Here is a 16,232-nt window from a genome sequence, read left to right as displayed (position 1 = left end):
AGTGGGCTTCCTCAGCAACTGGGGGGCGGGGCCGGGGACAGGACTTCGACAGCGGGGGCACGGCCGGCGTGGTCGAGCTGACCAGGCGTCGCCCCAGCATCTCGCTGACCAAGCAGGGCGCGGTGAGCGGCAACCTCCGCGTCAACCTCTCCTGGCGGATGCGGACCTCCGACTTCAACGCCGGGCGGAGCGGCTTCGGCCGCGACTCCTGGCGCAATCCGCTGAAGATGTTCAAGCCCGAGGTGGTGCAGGCCCAGGGCACCGCGATGGTCAACGTGGACCTCGACCTGGCCTGCCTGTACGAGCTGCAGAGCGGCGCCAAGGGCGTGGTGCAGCCGCTGGGCGACTTCTTCGGCGACCTCAACTCCCCGCCGTACGTGAAGCTCAGCGGCGACGACCGGTTCGGCTCCGGCTCCGGCGAGACCATCTTCGTCAACATGGATCACAAGGACGACATCAAGCGGCTGCTGGTGTTCGTCTACATCTACGACGGCACACCGGCCTTCGACCGGACCCAGGCCGTGGTGACCCTCTACCCCAGCAGCGGCCCCCGGGTGGAGATCTCCCTGGACGAGCGCGCCCCGGAGGCCCGCTCCTGCGCCGTGGTGCTGATCGAGAACGTCAAGGGGGAGATGGTGGTGCGCCGCGAGGTGAAGTACGTCTACGGCTTCCAGTCGGAGCTGGACCGGCTCTACGGCTGGGGGCTGCAGTGGGGGCGCGGATACAAGCAGAAGGTCTGACCGGGCGGGCCCTGCGGCGGCAGGGTGAACGCCGGGTCCGGCACCGGCCGGGCCTGCTGGGGGTAGCCGTACGGCGGGTGCGGCGGGTAGCCGTAACCGGCCTGCGGCGGCTGCCCGGGCTGCCCCGGCTGCTGGGCGGCGGGCGCCGGGTACCCGTGGCCGGGGACCGCGGGCGGCTGCGGCGGCGGGGCCGGCGGCATCTGCGGGTAGCCGTACCCCGAGCCGGCCGGCTGCCGCGCGGCGGGGGCCCACGGGTCGTCCCCGTAGCCGGGGCCGGTGGGCTGCGGTACCGGAGGCGGGCCCGGCGGCGCCGGCGGCGGCAGCGGCGTGGGCCGGGTGGCCACACCCGAGGCGTGCGGCCCGGGCGGCGCCGACTGCGGTACCGGCGGCGCCGGTACGGGCTGCTGCGGGGGCGGCGCCGGCGCGGTGGCCGGGCGCTCCCCCGCGCGGGTGGCCCCGTCCGCCGACTCACCGTCGTCCACCGAGATGCCGAACTCGGTGGCCAGGCCGACCAGTCCGGACTCGTACCCCTGGCCCAGCGCGCGGAACTTCCAGCCCTCGCCGCGCCGGTACAGCTCGCCGCAGATCATCGCGGTCTCGCGGCCGGTCTCGGCGGTCACCGGGAAGAGCGCGATGGGTTCGGCGGGAGCCGCCGCGTCGTACAGCAGCAGCGTCAGATCCCGTACCAGGCCGAACGGTCCGCCGTCCGCCGACGCCGCCAGCACCACCCGGTCCACGCCGGCCTCCAGCGCCGCCAGGTCCGCCTCGACGGTGTCGGTGAGCCCCTCGGTCACGCGCTTCTTGGGCAGGTGCCGGACCAGTCCCGACGGGTGGCGGGGCTGGTTGTAGAAGACGAAGTCCTCGTCCGAGCGCACACGGCCGTCGGAGAGCAGCAGCGCCGAGGCGTCCACGTCCGGCACGTCCGCGCCGGGTGCCCAGCGCAGAACGGCCCGCACCGCCGTGGCGTCCAGCGGGATGTTCGATCCCTTCAGCATGGTGTGCGTCATGGCCGCAATCCTGCCCTCTCCCGGGCGTTCACGACAACGCAGGGTGCCGCGCCGGACCACCCCGCGTGGGGACGTCCGTAGCGGGTAGGCGCGGCCCACGGGACGGCCGGGGCGGCGGGCACCCCCGGATACCAGGGTGACGCGTGCGAGTAACGTGTTCGTCATGCGCGCCGGGAACTCTGAAGCCGGTCCCGGACGTACGATTATCGGCCATACGCACGGCCGTCCGGTACGTGAACGTCATTCCGCACGTCAGCGCGGCACAGGGAGATACATGCGGCATTTCGGGCACCTACCGGCTGAGGTGCGGAGGGAGCTGTTCCACCGGGAACCCGGGGAGTTCACCGTCCATTCGCCGGCCCGCACGCTGGCCACCGCGCTCGGCGCCACCCTCTACAGCCCCGCGACCCGGCCCCGCCTCGCCGACGACATCGTCAAACAGGCAGGTCGCGGCGTGGTGTCCATGGTGCTCTGCCTGGAGGACTCCATCGACGACGCCGATGTGGCGGACGCCGAGGAGAACCTGGTGCGCCAGTTCGCCGACCTGCTGGACCGCGCGCTCGACGACACGCTGCCGCTCCTCTTCATCCGGGTCCGCACGCCCGGGCAGATCCTCCAGCTCGTCCGGCGACTGGGTCCGTCGGTCCGCCTGCTGTCCGGATTCGTACTCCCCAAGTTCACCGAGGAGAGCGGCGTCCCGTTCCTGGAGGCGCTCACGGCCGCCGAGACACCCGAGATACGCCGGCACATCGGCGGGCGACGGCTGTTCGCCATGCCCGTCCTGGAATCGCCCGAACTGCTCCACCTGGAGACCCGCGCCGACACCCTCGGCGGCATCGCCCGCACCGTCGACAAGTACCGCGACCGGGTCCTCGCCCTGCGGCTGGGCGTCACCGACTTCTGCTCGGCCTACGGGCTGCGCCGGGCCCCCGACATCACCGCCTACGACGTGAAGCTGATCGCCGGGGTCATCGCCGACGTGGTGAACATGCTCGGGCGGGCCGACGGCACCGGATTCACCGTCACCGGGCCGGTGTGGGAGTACTTCAAGCCCCACGAGCGGATGTTCAAACCGCAGTTGCGGCGCAGCCCCTTCACCGGCAGCGCCGAGGCGCTGCGCGCGGCGCTCATCGAGCACGACATGGACGGCCTGCTGCGGGAGATCGAGCTCGACCGCGCCAACGGGCTGCAGGGCAAGACCTGCATACACCCCACCCACGTGGCGCTGGTGCACGCCCTCTCGGTGGTCAGCCACGAGGAGTTCAGCGACGCCGGCGACATCCTCGGACCCGAGCGCAGCGGGGGCGGGGTGCTGCGCTCGGCGTACACCAACAAGATGAACGAGGTGAAGCCGCACCGCGCCTGGGCCGAGCGGACCATGCTCCGGGCCGAGGCGTTCGGAGTGGCCCGGGAGGACATCGGCTTCGTGGAGCTGCTGGGCGCGGGACTGGGGACGTCGTGAGCGGTGGACCGGACGTGACGAGAGGGACGACGGAGGCGGCGGCCGAGGTGAGGGACGACCGCGGGCCGGTACGGCCGGTGCTGCCGGACGACGGCGGCGATGACGGCACGGTACGGCCGGACGACGGCGGCGATGACCGAACCGTGCGGCCGGACGGCGACGGTGACCGGGACGGCACGGTGTGGTCGGGGCAGTGGGTCGCCGACCGGCTGGGCATCCGGCTGCACGGCGACCGGGAGCTGACCGCGCTGCTGGGCCTGGCGCTGCGCCGCAACCCCAGGCGGGCGCATCTGCTCGTCTCCAACGTGCTGGGCAAGCACGTGCCGCAGCGCCCGGAGACGGTGTACCGGGCCGGGCTGCGGCTGGGCCGGCGGGTGCGGGAACTGCTCGGTGAGGAGGAGTCGGCGCGCGCCGTGGTCCTCGGGTACGCCGAGACGGCGACCGGCCTGGGCCACAGCGTCGCCGACGGTCTGGCGTCGGCGCCCTACCTGCACTCCACCCGGCGCCCGGTGGACACCGTGCGGCCGGTCGGCGGTTTCGAGGAGGAGCACAGCCACGCCACCTCCCATCTGCTGCTGCCCCGGGATCCCGGACTGCTGGCCGGCGACGGGCCGCTGGTGCTGGTCGATGACGAGTTCTCCACCGGCAACACGGTGCGGAACACCATCGCGGCGCTGCACGCCCGCCACCCGCGCCGCCGCTATGTGGTGGTCGCGCTGGTGGACATGCGGTCGGAGCGGGACCGCGAGGGGCTGCGCCGGTTCGCCGACGGCCTCGGCGCGCGGATCGACCTGATCGCCATGGCGACGGGCACGGCCGAGCTGCCGGAAGGGGTGCTGGAGCGCGGGCAGCGGCTGGTCGCCGAGGAGGAGGCCGCCGCGCGGGACACGGTCCGGGCTGCCGTCCCGCACCCCGAGGCCGTGCCGCGTCCGGTGACCGTCGGCGGCGGCGCCGGTCCGGCTCTCGGGGACGGGTCCGGCGCGCTTCCGGGGGAGGGCGACGGTCCGGTCCCGGGCGACGGAACGGGGGCGGACGCGGGGGCCGGCCGTGGCGCGGCCCCGGTGATCCGGGTGGACCTCGGCTGGCCCCGGGGCCTGCCCGACGGCGGGCGGCACGGCTTCACCCCCGAGCACCGGGCCCGCCTGGAGGCCGCGCTGCCCGGCATGGCGAAACGTATCGCCGATGCGCTCGGCGCCGCGCCGGCACCGGATGCGGCCTCCGCGCCCGGACCCGCGCCCCGGCCGTCCGGGGACACCGCGGGGCCGGCACGCGCCCCGCGGCGGGTGCTGGTGCTCGGGTTCGAGGAGCTGATGTACGCACCACTGCGGATCGCCGAGGCGCTGGACCGGGCGGTCGACGCCGAGGTGCGGTACTCCACCACCACCCGCTCACCGGTGCTCGCGGTGGACGAGCCGGGCTACGCGATCCGCACCCGGCTGGTCTTCCCGGCGCACGACGACCCCGCCGACGGTCCGGGCGAGCGCTACGCGTACAACGTCGCCCCGGGCGGCGACCCGGGCCGCCGCTTCGACGCGATCGTCGCGGTCGTGGACTCGGTCGCCGACACCCCGCCGCTGCACGCCCCCGAGGGGCTGCTGGCCCGGCTCGCCGGCCACACCGACCGGGTGCTGCTCGCGGTCGTCCCCTCGGACGTCCCCGGGCCCGGCCCGGCAGCGGCCGCGTCCGCCGGCCCCGGCACGACCGCTCCGGCCGGCCCCGCCCCCGAAGGCCCCGGCGCCCCCCGTACCGCCACCGACCGCAGACGAACGACAGGCTCCCCCCATGCACCAGCCCCGACCGGCAGCCGGCACCCCCGGGACCGGCACCGCAGCTCCCCGCCCCGCCGGGACCGGCGCCCCGGCGGCGGCCACCCCGGAAGCCGGTGTGCCGGCGCCGCGTCCGGCCCCGCCGGCCGGTGCCCCGGCGGCCGGCCCGGCCGGACCGCTGCGCGGGCCGGCGTTCTCCTCCTACGCCCCCGAGGACGTCGGCTGGCTGCTCCAGGACTTCTCCGACGTCACGCTGGAGGCGCCCACCGAGGAGAGGGAGGAGGCCATCCAGAGCGGCGGCGCCCACTACGCCGAGTCGCTGCCGGTGGAGTACCAGCCGAGCGAGGCGTACCAGGCGCTGTTCCGCGGCGCGCTCGACGCCTCGGCCGCCCGGATCGCGCGCGCCGTCGGCACCGTCACCGAACTGGTGCTGGCCGAACGGTCGCCGCGCCCGGTGCTGGTGTCGCTGGCCCGGGCCGGCACCCCGGTCGGCGTCCTGATGCGCCGCTGGGCCCGCCACGCGCACGGCCTGGACCTGCCGCACTACGCCGTCTCCATCGTGCGCGGCCGGGGCATCGACGGCGCCGCGCTGCGCTGGCTCGCCGCCCACCACGACCCGGCCGACGTGGTCTTCGTGGACGGCTGGACCGGCAAGGGGGCCATCACCCGGGAACTCGCCGAGGCGGTCGCCGACCACCCCGGCTTCGACCCCCGGCTCGCCGTGCTGGCCGATCCGGGCCGCTGCGTGGAGATCTACGGCACCCGGGAGGACTTCCTGATCCCCTCCGCCTGCCTCAACTCCACGGTCTCCGGCCTCATCTCGCGCACCGTGCTCCGCGCCGACCTGGTGGGCCCGGACGACTTCCACGGCGGCAAGTTCTACCGGGAACTCGCCGGCTCCGACGTCTCCGGGCTCTTCCTGGACACCGTCGCGGCCCGCTTCCCGGAGGTGGCCCGGCAGGTGGCCGCCGACGTCGCGGAGCTGGTGGCCGCCGACCGCACCCCCACCTGGGAGGGGTGGGCCGCCGTGGAGCGGATCAGCGAGGAGTACGGCATCCACGACGTCAACCTCGTCAAGCCCGGGGTCGGCGAGACCACCCGGGTGCTGCTGCGCCGCGTCCCGTGGAAGATCCTCGCCCAGCGCGGCGCCGGCGCGGACCTGGACCATGTGCGGCTGCTCGCGGAACAGCGCGGCGTACCGGTTGAAGAAGTGGACGGGCTGCCGTACACCTGTGTGGGCCTGATCCATCCGCGCTACACCAGGGGCGCGACGGGCGCCGACGGCAGGGCCGTCGGGGCGGCCGGCACCACGACTCGGGCGACGACGACCGGCGTGACGACCGGCGGAAAGGCGGGGGAACGATGACCGTTCTGGTGGCCAGCGATCTGGACCGCACCCTGATCTACTCGGCGGCCGCCCTCGGCCTGGAGATGCCCGACACCGAGGCGCCCCGGCTGCTGTGCGTGGAGGTCTACCACCACGCACCGCTGTCCTACATGACGGAGGAGGCGGCCTCGCTGCTCGCCGAGGTGGCCCGCACCTCCTGTTTCGTCCCCACCACCACCCGCACCCGTGAGCAGTACGGCCGCATCCGGCTGCCCGGGCCGGCGCCGAAGTTCGCCATCTGCGCCAACGGCGGGCACCTGCTGGTCGACGGCGAACCCGACGGCGACTGGCACGCCTCGGTGCGCGCCGCGCTGGACTCCGGCTGCGCCCCGCTCGACGAGGTGCGCGCCCACCTGAACCGCACCGCCGACGCCTCCTGGGTGCTCAAGGAGCGGGTCGCCGAGGACCTGTTCGCGTACCTGGTGGTGGACCGGGAGCGGATGCCGGACGGCTACGTGAAGGAACTCACCGACTGGGCCGAGCCGCTGGGCTGGACCGTCTCCCTCCAGGGCCGCAAGCTCTACGCGGTGCCGCGGCCGCTCACCAAGAGCGCCGCCGTCGCCGAGGTGGCCCGCCGCACCGGCGCCACCGAGGTGCTCACCGCGGGCGACTCGCTGCTCGACACCGACCTGCTGCTCGCCGGTGACCAGGGCTGGCGGCCCGGCCACGGCGAACTCGCCGACGCCGGCTGGACCGCGCCGCAGGTCACGGCCCTCCCCGAGCGGGGTGTGGCGGCCGGCGAGGCGATCGTCCGCGCCATCGCCGAGCACGCCTCCGACGTCCGCGCCCGGGCCCGCAGCGAGGCGGTCATCCGCGCGGTGTCCCGGGGCCGGGCCGACGGCCGGACCTGACGACGGGTCCGGCGGCCGGGTCCGGCGGTGTCGGGGTCCGGGGTCCGGTGGTCGGGGTCCGGCGTTCGGGGTCCGGGGGTCTGGCGGTCGGGGGGGCCCAAAGCGTCGGAGTCCGGCGGTCGGGGGGCAAAGGGTCGGAGTCCGGCGGTCGGGTGCGGGCCCGGCGCGGGGGCGAGGTCCTACGGCCGTCGCCCGTGGCCGGGGCGTGTGTCGTGGTCCGGGGCGTGCTCCGTGGCCCGGCCGTGCTCCGAGGTGGGATCCGCCGGGCGGGCACGTCACCCCCGCCGCCGGCCGCGGCCGGGCCGGGCCACCCGGACGACCACGAACGCCAGCACGGCCAGTACCGAGGCGGCCAGCACCACCTTGGAGTACACCGAGACGTAGTCGGTGACCCGCTCCCAGTTGTCCCCGAGCTGGTAACCGGCGAGCACGAACACGCAGTTCCAGATCAGGCTGCCCACGGTGGTCAGGGCCAGGAACAGCGGTACCGGCATCCGTTCCACCCCGGCCGGCACCGAGATCATGCTGCGGAAGATCGGCACCATCCGCCCGAAGAACACCGCCTTGGTGCCGTGCCGGGCGAACCACCGCTCGGTGCGTTCCACGTCGCTCACCTTCACCAGCGGCAGCCGGGCCGCCAGCGCCACCGTGCGGTCGCGGCCCAGCAGCGCGCCCACCCCGTACAGCGCCAGCGCCCCGATCACGGAGCCGGCGGTGGTCCACAGCAGAGCCGCGTACAGGTTCATCTCGCCGCGCGCCGCCGCGAACCCCGCCAGCGGCAGGATCACCTCGCTCGGCAGCGGCGGGAAGAGGTTCTCCAGCGCGATGGCCGCGCCCGCCCCGGGCGCGCCCAGGGTGTCCATCAGGCCGGTGGCCCAGTCGGTGATCCGTTCGCTCATGTCCGGCAACGCTAGGAACCGGAGGCCGCACCGGACCATGAGGTCCGCCGCCCGGCCCAACGGGCACGCGCCGCAGCCGTATCCTGCGGAAATCCTCAGTGTCCGGGGCCGGGCCGCCCGGCTAGCGTGGGCTGCCATGCAGGAGTGGACACCGCCGGGGAGGCCGTCACCGCCGCCTCCGCCGGCGCCGGACCGGCCCGCGCCGCCCATGCACCCGTCACCGTCGTCGGGGACGACGCCGCCGGCCCCGGTGCCGTCCGGGATGCCGCTGTCCCCGGTGCCGTCGCCGTCGTCATGGGGCACGTCGTCGTCGTGGGGGTGGTCGTCGGAGCTGCCGCAGGGGCCCGACGGCAGCCACCCGCGGACGCCCCGGGGACCGGGGGCGCCGGGCCGCGGGCGGCGGTGGTTCCGCGCGGGGCTGCGGCTCACGGCCGGACTGGTGACCGGTACCGCCACCGCCCTGGCCGAGCTGCTCCTCCTCGTGGCGACCGGCCTCGTGCTGCTGTTCCTCACCGCCCGGCGGCGCGCCCCGGAGCGCCTCCCGCGCCCGCTCGCCGCGGGGCTGCGGTGGCTGACCGGCTGGGAACGGCGGCGCCTGGCCCGGTTCTACGGCCACCAGGTCGCCGCGGAGCACACCTGGCGCCGGGCCGCCCAGTACCTGGCGGTCCGCTGGACGCTGGGCCTGCTGGGCGCGCTGGTGCTCCTGGCCGTGCTGGCCGGCTGCGGTTACGCCAGCCTGCTGGCCTGGGGCTGGCTGCTGATGGACGGCGGCAACTGGTGGAACGTCCTCGGCTCCGCACTGGGCGGGGTGTTCCTGCTCTTCCTCGCCCTCCAGGGCATCGTGGGCGTCGCCGCCCTGGAGGGACAGCTGGCCCACCACTTCCTCGGCCCCAGCCGGCGGGACGCGCTGGAACGGCGCATCGAGGAACTGGCCACCACCCGTGCCGGGGTGGTGGAGGCGGTGCACGACGAACGGCGGCGCATCGAACGCGACCTGCACGACGGGGTGCAGCAGCGCCTGGTCGCCCTCGGCATGCTGCTGGGCCGTGCCCGCCGCGCCCAGGACGCCGAGAAGATCGCCTCGCTGGTCGCCCAGGCGCACGCGGAGAGCCGGCAGGCGCTCACCGACCTGCGCGAGGTGGCGTGGCGGGTGTACCCGACCGTGCTGGACGAGGCCGGGCTGCGCGCCGCCCTGGAGACGGTGGCGGAACGCTCCCCGGTGCCGGTCCGGCTGGGGTACGCGCTGCCGCGGGAACCCGGCCCGGCGCTGCGCACCGTCGCGTACTTCGTGGTCTCCGAGGCGGTGACCAACGCGATCAAGCACTCCGGGGCATCGGTGGTCGAGGTGGAACTGACCCGGTGGGACCCGGCGGCCCCGGAACCCGGGCGCACGGCGGCCCCGGGCGGCTCGGGGCCGGAGGCCGCCGCCCCGGGTGCGGGCGCCGTCTCCGGGCCGGGGGCCGCCCCCGGGGCCGCCACGGGTCGGTGGACCGTCGCCGGACCGGAATCCGGTGCGGCGGTCCCGGGCGGTGCGACGGCGCCGTACGGCACGACGGGCGCCATGGATGCCGCGGGTACCCGGGGCGGCACGGGTGCCGCGGGCGACCCGGTGGTGCCGGCCGCCCGGGCCGCCGCCGGTGCGGGGACGGTCGTCGGTGCGGGGACGGCGGCCGGTGCGGGCCCCGCCGCTCCGTTCGGCGCCGGGCGCGGGACGGGCGCCGGCACCCCGTCCCCGGCCACCGCGTCCCCGGCGGGCCGGCCGGCAGCGGGTGCGGCGCCGGTCCCGCCGGGGGACCGGTCCGGCGCCGACGGCGGCTCACCCACCGGTGGCCCCGGTACGGACGACCGGCCGCGCACCGGTACGGACGACCGGCCGCGCACCGGGCCGGACAGCCGACCGCGCATCGGGCCGGACAGCGGGTCACGTACCGTGCCGGACGGCCGGTCACGTACCGGGGCGGACAGCCGGTCACGCACCGGCGGCGGCCCGGACGGCACCACCTCCGCCGGTGGGGCCGGCCTCCTCCCCGGCCGCCCGGTCCTGCGGGTGCGGATCACCGACGACGGCCGCGGCGGTGCCGACCCGGCCGGCAGCGGACTGCTCGGTCTGGCCCGCCGGGTGGCCGCGCTCGACGGCCGCCTGCGGGTGGACAGCCCGCCCGGCGGACCCACCACGGTCCTCGCCGAACTCCCCGATCCCGGCCCGGGCCCGACCCGGCCACCGCCCCCGGGGACGCCCCGCCGCACCCTGCACACCTCCCCGGTCCCGGTCACGTATGCCTCCCCGGCCCCGGGCCCGGACGGCGCGTCACCCCGGCGGGTACCGTCGCCCTGCGACGCTCCGTCGCCGTCCGCCGCACCGGCCGCACCGTCGGACGGGGCGGACCGCTGTCCCGCCCGCACCACCGGAGAGGCCCCGCCCCGCCCATGAGACTGATCCTGGCCGACGACTCCACGCTGCTCCGCGAAGGACTGGTACGCCTCCTCGCCGAGGAGGGGCACGAGGTGGTGTCCGCGGTGGGCGACGGCACCGCGCTCCTCGCCGAGGTGGACCGGCACCCCGACGTGGACGCCGTGGTGGTGGACGTCCGGATGCCGCCCACCCACACCGACGAGGGGCTCCGCGCGGCCCTGCGCATCCGCGAACGGCACACCGGCGTGGGGGTGCTGGTGCTCTCCCAGTACGTCGAGAAGCGGTACGCCACCGAACTGCTCACCGGGGCCGGCGAAGGCATCGGCTACCTGTTGAAGGACCGGGTGGTCGAGGTGGACGAGTTCCTCGACGCCCTGGAGCGGGTGGCTGCCGGGCGTACCGCCTTCGACCCCGAGGTGGTGCGGCAGTTGCTGGTGCGCAGCACCCACGCCGACCCCCTCGCCCGCCTCACCCCGCGCGAACGGGACGTGCTGGACGCCATGGCGCAGGGCCACGCCAACAACGCCATCGCCGAGCGGCTGCACGTCTCCCGCAGCGCCGTCGAGAAGCACATCAACGCCATTTTCGACAAGCTCGAACTGCCCGCGAGTTCGGGTTACAGTCGCCGCGTCCTCGCTGTCCTCCGTTATCTGGGGAGTTGACGATTCACGTGCCCGAGAGCAGGAACACCGACCGGACCGGGGACGGCCCGGCCGAGCCCGCCGCCGCGCCGCTGAAGACCACCCCGGTCACCGATGAGCTGTACCGCTACGTCCTGGAGCACAACCCGCCGCTCGACCCGGTGCTGCGGGAACTGGTCGAGGTCACCCACGCCGAACTGCCGGACGTCGCCCGCAAGCAGTCCGCGCGGGAGCAGGCGCCGCTGCTCGCCTTCCTGGTCCGGCTCATCGGCGCCCGCACGGTGGTCGAGGTGGGCACCTTCACCGGCTTCTCGGCCCTGGCCATGGCCCAGGCGCTGCCCGCCGACGGCAAGCTGATCGCCTGTGACATCTCCGAGGAGTGGACCGCGTACGGGCGGCCCGCCTGGGAGAAGGCCGGCGTCGCCGACCGCATCGAGCTGCGGATCGCCCCGGCCCTGGACACCCTGCGCGCGCTGCCCGCCGAGCCCCACATCGACCTGGCCTACCTCGACGCGGACAAGGTCAACTACGTGGCGTACTGGGACGAACTGGTCCCCCGGCTCCGCCCCGGCGGTCTGATCGTGGCGGACAACGTGCTGTTCAAGGGCGAGGTCGTGAACCCGGACGCGGAGGGCGACGCGGCCGCCATCCGCGCCTTCAACGACCACGTGGCCGCCGATCCACGCACCGAGGCGGTGCTGCTCACCGTCGCCGACGGCGTGACCCTGGCCCGTCGCCGCGCCTGATCCGCGGGGCGGCACGGCGGTCCGGTCCGCGACCGGCCGACCGCGATCCGGACCGCCCGCCCATGGCCGGGCCCGCGGGGGCGGCCATGGGCGGGCGGGCGGAGGTACCGGCCCCGGGATGGTTCGGGCTACAGATCGGGGTACGGGATACCGACCGGGGCGGGCCCGGGTCACGGATCGGGCGGTCCGGGGCACCGGCGGGGCGGTGGTCAGCCGCAGCAGCCTCCACCGCAGCAGCCGCCCCCACCGCCGCCACCACCACCGCGGGGAGCGGCGGCGGTGCCGCCGACGGCCACCGTGGAGAGCAGCTTCACCGTGTCGTGGTGCCCGTCGGGGCAGGTGGCGGGGTCCGAGGACTGGGCCATCGGACGGTTCAGCTCGAAGGTTGATCCGCAGGCGCGGCACCGGTACTCGTAACGAGGCATGCTCCGCAGCATAACCAGGCGCGCCGCAGGTCAACAGGATGCGACCGCGGCCCGCCCCCGGCCCCCCGCCCGCGCCGACCTCCGGCCCGGTCCCGGCTCTGGCCCGGCCACGGCCTGCCGCTCCGCTCCCGGCCTGCCGCCCGGCCCGGCTCCATCGGCCGGCCGGGACGGAGGGAGGGTTCACCGGGGGCCGGCGGCGCGTTCCTCGCGGATGTCCTGGACCACCCGGGCCACGGTCTGCCGGACGGCCTCCAGTTCGGTCAGGAAGTGCCACCAGTCCGGGTGCCGGCCCTCCAGCCCGGCCACCGCCCGGTCGACCCGGGCCACCGCCTCGTCCAGCGGGCGGGCGTGGCGGGGGTCGGGGTGGTGCGGCCGTCCATGGCCAGCCGCTGGGCGTCCCGGATCACGAAGCGGGTGCGCTCGATCTCCTCCCGGGGGTCGGCCGACACCCGGTCCAGCCGCCGCAGCCGCTCGCCCGCCGCGGAGACCGCCTCGTCGGTGGTGTTGAGCAGCGCCCGGACGGTGGCGAGCAGCGCGGTGGCGTCCGGCCAGCGCTGCTCCGCGCGGGCCGTCCGCGCCTCCCGCAGCTTCTCCCGGGCGAGGGCGACGTCCCGTTCCGCCTGCCCCGGCACCGGTTGCAGGTCCTGCCAGCAGGCGGCGCTGTACCGGCGCCGCAGCTCGCTGAGGACCGGCTCGACCCCGGCCGCGCGGGTGGTGATCGCCTCCGCCCGGGTGCGCAGCGACACCAGCCGCCGGTCGGTCTCCGCGGCCCGCTCCGGCAGCCGCTCGGCCTCCTGCCGTACCGCCTCCGCCCGGCGCAGCACGTCGTCGGCCCGCCGGATCGTCTCCTGGACCCCGTGCTCGGCGGCGCCCTCGTTGAGCTTGGTCAGCTCCGGGCCGAGCGCGGCGAGCCGGGCCGCCAGGTCGTCCGCCCGCAGCCCCGTGTCGCGGACCGCGTCGAGTGCCCCGGTGGCGTCCCGCAGCGCCTGCCGGGCCCGCTCCACGGCCGGTGCCAGCCGCGCCAGCTGCGACTCGGCCCGCTGGAGCACCGGACCCAGCCCCTCGGCGAACCGCTCCAGCTCGGCCCGGGTCCGCTCCAGCGCCTCCTTGGCGCGGAGCAGCTCGGTCCGGGCGCGGTCGGCGGTGGCGGGATCCAGACTGTCCCGGTCCAGATCGTGGGCGTCCACGGCGGAGATGTACGCGTGGCTCACCTCGTCGATGCGGCGGCCCAGCGCCGCGAAGTCGGCCGCGGCCTTCCGCCCGGCGGGGGAGTCGTCCACCGCGCTGATGGTCTCGATGGAGATCCGCAGGTCGCGCTGGGCGGTGTCCAGCTCGTAGAACGCCGCCGCGGCGGCGTCCTTGGCCGCCTGCGCCTCCGCCCGCTGCTGCTGACCCCGGCCGCCGAACCAGCGCCGCGTGCCGCCGCCCGACAGCGACCCCGGTACGGCCGCGACCGCCACCGCGACCAGCGGAAGCGGCAGCAGCACCAGCCCCGCCAGGTCCCGGAGGAACCGCCCCGGACGCGGTACCGGGCCGCCGTCCCCGGCCGTCCCGGGACCGGCACCGGCCGCCGGGCGGCCGCCGGCCGGCGGCGCGGCGCCTCGCCCACGGACCGTGACGACGGAGCGTCGAGGACTTCGCCGACCCGGCCGGCCCCACGTGCGTGTCCCCGTCACGTCCCTCTCCCGAAAGATCGCCAAGCTCCGGTTGCCATTCTCCCACCCGGGAGGACGAACCCACGGGCCGATCAGTTCACGCCACCCCCGCCGCCGTCACTCACCGCCGCCCCATCCCCGCTGCTGGTCGCCTCTTCTCCCTACGGATCACAGCCCGGCGACACCCCCGGAGGCGGGCCGCACCACAGGGACGGGACCGGACGGCGCGGGACGGGTGTCGGGGGACCCGAGGGTCGAGCGGTGGGGGGCGGCGCGGGAGGGGGCCGGACGGGACAGGGACCGCCGCCGGGCGGGCCGGGCGTCGCGGTGGGGGGCAGGCACCCGGCGGGGGGCGAGCCGGGCGCCGCGGGGGCGACGACGGCCGTCGCGGCGGGCGGCGGCGGGACGGGGCCGGACGGGACGGGGAAGAAGGGGGGAGAAGAGGGCGGGGGGGACGACGCGGGAAAGCGGCACCCCGTGAGGTGTTTGCGGCCACCCCCGCCGGGACGATGTAGGCTGTCAGCTCGTTCCCGGGCGCATAGCTCAGCGGTAGAGCGCTGCTCTTACAAAGCAGATGTCGGCGGTTCAAATCCGTCTGTGCCCACCCTCCCGAAGGCCCCCGGCAGTCCATCAGCCGGGGGCCTTCGGCGTCCGTCTCCCGCCGGTTCCTGGGATGGCGGCGCCCGGCACCGGTGACCGTCCCGTCCGCCGAATCGCCGGGGCGTGGCGCTACACCGGCGGCAGCGCCTCCGGGGGCAGCACCGGTGTGCCGGCGTGGTGCGGGCCGGGGCACGGGACGGGGGCCTTGCAGAAGTGGCCGCGGCCGCGGCAGGCCCGGCACGTGCTGGTCCGGGACATCTCCGCCGCCGCCCCGGCGGCCGTGATGTACAGCGCGCTGGACGGAACCAGCCCGGGGCCCTCGCAGCCACGGCAGGTGTGGTGCGGGCCGGGGCAGGGAACGCCGTGGTCGTCGGTCATCCGGTGTCGCCCTCCGCCCCCTCATCCGCCGCCGCGGACCGTCCGCCCGCGCCGTGTGCCGCCCGCTCGTGTGCCCGGTCCCGCCGGATCGATCCCAACGGAGCGGTGGTGGCCGGGAACAGGACCCGCCCGGAGCCGCCGCGGGCCGCGCCGCCGCACCGGCCATCGTGCGGTGCCTTCCGGGTGGGCGTGCGGCGGTCCGGCGGACAGTCGCCGGAACGAGCGGTGCGCACGCCGAACCGCCCTGCGGGCGACGGGTGTTTGGTATGGGTGAGCGGCCCGCCGTGCCCGTGCCGCCCGTCGCTCCGGGCCGAGGTGGGGCGGTCGCCGCCGTCACCGTGGCCCGCCCTGTCCGTGGCCCGCCCTGCCCCTGGCCGGCTCTGGCCTCTGCCCGCACCCCGGGCCCGTGACCGGTCGCCGGCCCACCGTGCGCGCCCACCCCGCCGTGCGTGCCCGCCCCGACTTCCGTCATCGCACGGCCGCCCGTCGTCGCCCCGCCGTTCCGTGGCCGCTTCGGCCCGTGGCGGAGGCCGGGCGTGCGGGGAGCCGGCCGTCCTGTGGCAGGCTCGGGACCATGGACACCGCCAAGCTCGAACTCGCCGCCCAGCGCTACCAGGAAGCCGTGGAAGCCTTCGAGGCCGCCCGCGTCGACCTCCAGGCCGAAGCCGTCGCCGTGCTGCGGAGGGACGACCTGCCGGACGGAGCGCTGGTCGACGTGGCCCGTATCACCGGGTGGTCCGCGGAGGAACTGCGGCACCTGCTGGAGACCGTGCCGGAGGACCCACGCGATGGCCGCTGACCTGCTGACGTTCCTGCACGCCCGCTACGACGAGGACGAGGCGGCCGCCAGGTCGGCCGGCGGCATCGTGGAGTGGCACGTGCCGGCGCGGCGCGCCGTCATGGCGGAGGGGTTCGGGGAGGCCGAGCCGTACGACGCGTCGCTGAGGACCCTGCTGGAGCGCGACGACTCCCTGATGCCGTTCGGGTGCGTCGCCGTGACCGACCACGACGCCGACGCGAGGTTCATCGCCCGGTTCGACCCGGCCCGGGTGGTCGCCGAGGTCGAGGCCAAGCGGGCGCTGCTGCGGATGTACGAGCAGCCGGAGCGGAGCGACGCGTTGCCCGAGTCGGTCAACCGCTTCACCGCCTCCACCCAGCGCCAGGTGCTCGACGCGGTGTTCCGCCGGCTCGCCCTGCCGTACGCGGGCCACCCCGACTACCGCGAGGAGTGGCGGCCTTAGGCGGTCCGCACCGCACGGCCG

The 16,232-nt window shown here is 76.1% G+C and carries 11 protein-coding genes, 1 tRNA gene and 4 pseudogenes; 11 read left to right on the top strand and 5 right to left on the bottom strand.

Annotation, left to right across the window (positions count from 1 at the left end; genetic code table 11):
* Positions 1-68: 68 nt before the first annotated feature.
* Entirely contained in the window at positions 69-740 is a 672-nt protein-coding gene (locus tag IHE55_RS07480; protein WP_307826550.1) for a TerD family protein, read from the top strand.
* Here IHE55_RS07480 and IHE55_RS07475 read toward each other — a convergent pair.
* A complete protein-coding gene (locus tag IHE55_RS07475; RefSeq protein ID WP_197988305.1) occupies positions 692-1,747 on the bottom strand; it encodes a TerD family protein in 1,056 nt (351 codons plus the stop codon). The genes IHE55_RS07480 and IHE55_RS07475 overlap by 49 nt on opposite strands.
* A 274-nt stretch (positions 1,748-2,021) precedes the next feature.
* Between IHE55_RS07475 and IHE55_RS07470 the strand changes: the two genes are divergently transcribed.
* From IHE55_RS07470 to IHE55_RS07455, 3 genes and pseudogenes are all read left to right on the top strand, one after another.
* Entirely contained in the window at positions 2,022-3,209 is a 1,188-nt protein-coding gene (locus IHE55_RS07470; protein WP_197988304.1) for an HpcH/HpaI aldolase/citrate lyase family protein, read from the top strand.
* A gap of 182 nt (positions 3,210-3,391) precedes the next feature.
* Positions 3,392-6,341, top strand: a pseudogene (locus IHE55_RS33020) (phosphoribosyltransferase); the annotation flags it as partial.
* Positions 6,338-7,213 carry an HAD family hydrolase gene (locus tag IHE55_RS07455; RefSeq protein ID WP_197988303.1) on the top strand — a complete coding sequence of 292 codons (876 nt, stop codon included), beginning with the start codon at positions 6,338-6,340 and terminating at the stop codon, positions 7,211-7,213. The pseudogene IHE55_RS33020 and the gene IHE55_RS07455, both read left to right, overlap by 4 nt.
* Before the next feature lie 275 nt (positions 7,214-7,488).
* On the opposite strand, the gene IHE55_RS07450 is transcribed toward IHE55_RS07455, so the two are convergent.
* On the bottom strand, positions 7,489-8,112 hold the full coding sequence (locus IHE55_RS07450) for a DedA family protein (protein WP_197988302.1): 624 nt from the start codon (positions 8,110-8,112) through the stop codon (positions 7,489-7,491).
* On the opposite strand from IHE55_RS07450, the pseudogene IHE55_RS33380 reads away from it, so the two are divergent.
* From IHE55_RS33380 to IHE55_RS07430, 4 genes and pseudogenes are all read left to right on the top strand, one after another.
* Positions 8,039-9,265 (top strand): annotated as a pseudogene (locus IHE55_RS33380) (sensor histidine kinase); the annotation flags it as partial. The gene IHE55_RS07450 and the pseudogene IHE55_RS33380 overlap by 74 nt on opposite strands.
* 891 nt (positions 9,266-10,156) lie before the next feature.
* Positions 10,157-10,306, top strand: a pseudogene (locus IHE55_RS33375) (sensor histidine kinase); the annotation flags it as partial.
* 233 nt (positions 10,307-10,539) lie between these two features.
* Positions 10,540-11,187, top strand: a complete 648-nt coding sequence (locus tag IHE55_RS07435; RefSeq protein WP_197988301.1) for a response regulator — start codon at positions 10,540-10,542, stop codon at positions 11,185-11,187.
* Between the two features lie 71 nt (positions 11,188-11,258).
* The gene (locus tag IHE55_RS07430) at positions 11,259-11,912 is read left to right on the top strand and encodes an O-methyltransferase (protein ID WP_197991849.1); all 654 of its coding nucleotides are present in this window, start codon (positions 11,259-11,261) and stop codon (positions 11,910-11,912) included.
* Positions 11,913-12,121: 209 nt separating this feature from the next.
* On the opposite strand, the gene IHE55_RS07425 is transcribed toward IHE55_RS07430, so the two are convergent.
* Together IHE55_RS07425 and IHE55_RS07420 are read right to left on the bottom strand one after the other, a co-directional pair.
* Entirely contained in the window at positions 12,122-12,337 is a 216-nt protein-coding gene (locus IHE55_RS07425) for an FmdB family zinc ribbon protein (RefSeq protein WP_197988300.1), read from the bottom strand.
* 180 nt (positions 12,338-12,517) lie between these two features.
* Positions 12,518-13,824, bottom strand: a pseudogene (locus IHE55_RS07420) (hypothetical protein).
* A gap of 700 nt (positions 13,825-14,524) precedes the next feature.
* Between IHE55_RS07420 and IHE55_RS07415 the strand changes: the two are divergent.
* A tRNA-Val gene (locus IHE55_RS07415) sits at positions 14,525-14,596 on the top strand.
* Positions 14,597-14,721: 125 nt separating this feature from the next.
* On the opposite strand, the gene IHE55_RS07410 is transcribed toward IHE55_RS07415, so the two are convergent.
* Entirely contained in the window at positions 14,722-14,970 is a 249-nt protein-coding gene (locus tag IHE55_RS07410; RefSeq protein WP_197988299.1) for a hypothetical protein, read from the bottom strand.
* Between the two features lie 574 nt (positions 14,971-15,544).
* Here IHE55_RS07410 and IHE55_RS07405 point away from each other — a divergent pair.
* Complete coding sequence (locus IHE55_RS07405) at positions 15,545-15,769, top strand: hypothetical protein (protein WP_197988298.1); 225 nt, start codon at positions 15,545-15,547, stop codon at positions 15,767-15,769.
* Positions 15,759-16,211: a DUF6221 family protein gene (locus tag IHE55_RS07400; RefSeq protein ID WP_197988297.1), complete on the top strand. Its 453-nt coding sequence runs from the start codon at positions 15,759-15,761 to the stop codon at positions 16,209-16,211. The genes IHE55_RS07405 and IHE55_RS07400 overlap by 11 nt, the downstream gene beginning before the upstream one ends.
* Positions 16,212-16,232: the final 21 nt, after the last annotated feature.

The sequence above is a fragment of the Streptomyces pactum genome, from assembly GCF_016031615.1.
Classification (GTDB): domain Bacteria; phylum Actinomycetota; class Actinomycetes; order Streptomycetales; family Streptomycetaceae; genus Streptomyces; species Streptomyces pactus.
Note: the sequence above shows the minus strand (reverse complement) of the source record. Positions and strands in the feature narration are given on the sequence as shown.